General features: G+C 65.8%; 3 protein-coding genes. All 3 read left to right on the top strand.

From position 1 onward, the window contains the following. A partial coding sequence (gene mutS / locus DH10_RS32685; protein ID WP_192385789.1) for a DNA mismatch repair protein MutS occupies positions 1 to 1,521 on the top strand: 1,521 nt, incomplete at its 5' end. A gap of 91 nt (positions 1,522 to 1,612) precedes the next feature. Then, complete coding sequence (locus DH10_RS32680) at positions 1,613 to 2,077, top strand: nuclear transport factor 2 family protein (RefSeq protein ID WP_192257253.1); 465 nt, start codon at positions 1,613 to 1,615, stop codon at positions 2,075 to 2,077. A 5-nt stretch (positions 2,078 to 2,082) separates the two neighbouring features. Continuing rightward, positions 2,083 to 2,652 carry a TetR/AcrR family transcriptional regulator gene (locus DH10_RS32675; protein ID WP_192257250.1) on the top strand — a complete coding sequence of 190 codons (570 nt, stop codon included), beginning with the start codon at positions 2,083 to 2,085 and terminating at the stop codon, positions 2,650 to 2,652. The last annotated feature ends 25 nt before the right edge of the window (positions 2,653 to 2,677 follow it).

Below are 2,677 nucleotides of genomic sequence, written 5' to 3'. Positions count from 1 at the left end.
GCGGGCGCGATCGCCGCGCTGCTCGCGACGACGGCCCTGCCCGCTGAACTCACCGCGGCGCTGGCGGCGATCAATGCCTTGCCCGAAGCGCTCGCCCGCCACCTCAGCGAAGCGCTCGACGACGAATTGCCGCTCATCAAGCGCGACGGCGGCTTCGTGCGGTCGAGCTATCATGCCGAACTCGACGAGATGCGGGCGCTGCGCGACGAGTCGCGAAAAGTGATCGCCGGGCTGGAGCGCTCGCTGATCGAGGAGACCGGCATCCGCTCGTTGAAGATCCGGCACAACAATGTGCTGGGCTACTATATCGAGGTCACCGCCAACCACCATGGCGTGATGACCGGCAGCGATGCGGCGAAGGCGCGCTTCATCCACCGCCAGACCATGGCCAACGCCATGCGCTTCACCACGACGGAACTGGCGGAGCTGGAATCGAAGATCGCCAACGCCGCCGACCGGGCGCTCAGCATCGAGCTCGCCGCCTTCGACCGGCTGACGGCGGAGGTGGTCGGCGAGGCCGACGGCATCCGCGCCGGCGCCAACGCGCTCGCCGTGCTCGACGTGTCGTCAGCGCTGGCGCTGCTTTCCGAAAGCGAGGGCTGGTGCCGACCGGCGGTCGATTCCAGCCTCGCCTTCGAGATTTCCGGTGGGCGGCACCCGGTGGTCGAACAGGCGCTCAGGCGCTCGGGCGAAGGCCCGTTCGTCGCCAATGACTGCGACCTCTCGCCTGAGGCCGGGGCAAAGGCCGGCGCCATCTGGCTGCTCACCGGTCCCAATATGGGCGGCAAGTCGACGTTCCTCAGGCAAAACGCGCTGATCGCCATCCTGGCCCAGACCGGCTCCTTCGTTCCGGCTGAGATTGCCCATATCGGTGTCGTCGACCGGCTGTTCTCGCGCGTCGGTGCCTCGGACGATCTGGCGCGCGGCCGCTCGACCTTCATGGTCGAGATGGTCGAGACGGCGGCGATCCTCAACCAGGCCGGCGAGCGGGCGCTCGTCATCCTCGACGAGATCGGCCGCGGCACCGCGACTTTCGACGGGTTGTCGATCGCCTGGGCGGCGGTCGAGTACCTGCACGAGAAGAACCGCTGCCGGGCGATCTTCGCCACACATTTCCACGAGATGACGGCGCTGGCCGGCAAGCTGTCGCGGCTCTCCAACGTCACCATGCGGGTCAAGGAATGGGAAGGCGACGTCGTCTTCCTGCACGAGGTCGGCAAGGGTGCGGCCGACCGCTCCTACGGCGTCCAGGTGGCGCGGCTCGCCGGCCTGCCGGAAGCGGTGGTGGCGCGTGCCAAGGAAGTGCTGCACCAGCTCGAGGAAGGCGAGGTCTCGGGTAAGACCAATCGGCTCGTCGACGACCTGCCGCTGTTTTCAGTGGCGGTGAAGCGGGAGGCGCCGAAACCGGTGAAGGGCGACGCGCTCGGCGAGGCGCTGGTTGCGATCAACCCCGATGAGATGACGCCGCGGGAGGCGCTGGAGGCGCTGTACCGGCTGAAGGGACTGGCGACGAAGCAATAGCCTCTGTCTGCATCATCAGTCTCGCAATTGACTCATTGTACCGTCCGGTACAATGTCGCTTGTCGATGATCGAAAGCGACAGGAGATTTTCATGAGCCGCCCGCCATTGCCGCCTTTCACGGCCGAAACAGCAGCGCAGAAGGCGCGGCTCGCGGAGGATGCCTGGAACAGCCGCGACCCGGAGCGGGTTTCACTCGCCTATACCGAGGACAGCATCTGGCGGAACCGGGCCGAGTTCGTTTCAGGCCGCGGCGAGATCGTTGGCTTCCTGAAGCGCAAGTGGGCGCGCGAGCTGGATTATCGCCTGATCAAGGAGGTCTGGACCTGGAACGACAACCGCATCGCTGTGCGCTTCGCCTATGAATGGCACGACGACAGCGGCCACTGGTTCCGCTCCTACGGCAACGAGAATTGGGAATTCGACGAAGCCGGGCTTATGCGGCGCCGTGTTGCGAGCATCAACGACCTGCCGATCGCCGCAAGCGAACGAAAGTACCACTGGCCGCTCGGCCGCCGGCCGGACGACCATCCCGGCCTTTCGGAACTCGGGCTCTAAGGCCGGTGCGGCGCATCGCTCCAGATCGCGACCAGTTGCTGGGGATCGTTGCGGAAGTTTTCCGCGAGCATGGCTATGAGGGCGCCAGCCTGGCCTTGATCGGCGCGGCGACGGGGCTCGGCAAGGGAAGCCTCTACCACTTCTTTCCCGGCGGCAAGGAGGAGATGGCGAGAGCCGTCATTGCCCATATCGATGGCTGGTTCGAGGACAATGTCTTTGCACCTCTGCGCGACAACGCCGATCCGCAGGCCGGGATCGAGCAGATGCTCGAGGCGACCGACAGCTACTTCCGCTCGGGGCGCCGGGTTTGCCTCGTCGGCGCTTTCGCTCTGGATGAATCCCGCGACCTCTTCGGCGGCCAGATAAGAGATTATTTCGGCCGATGGATCACGCATCTCGCCGAAGCGCTCGCGCGATCTGGGCACCGACCGGGCGAGGCCTGCGAGCTTGCCGAGGAAACCGTCGCCGCCATCCAGGGAGCGCTCACGCTTGCCCGCGCCGCCAATGACCTCGATGTATTTTCAAGGGCATTGCGGCGACTGCGGATGCGGCTTGGGCTGCCGGCTAAGATCTAGAGCGGTTCAAGATTTGACGGAATCG

It is taken from the genome of Mesorhizobium silamurunense (genome assembly GCF_014843825.1).
Classification (GTDB): domain Bacteria; phylum Pseudomonadota; class Alphaproteobacteria; order Rhizobiales; family Rhizobiaceae; genus Mesorhizobium; species Mesorhizobium silamurunense.
The sequence above is the reverse complement of the archived record's forward strand: the minus strand, read 5'-3'. Positions and strand labels throughout refer to the sequence as shown.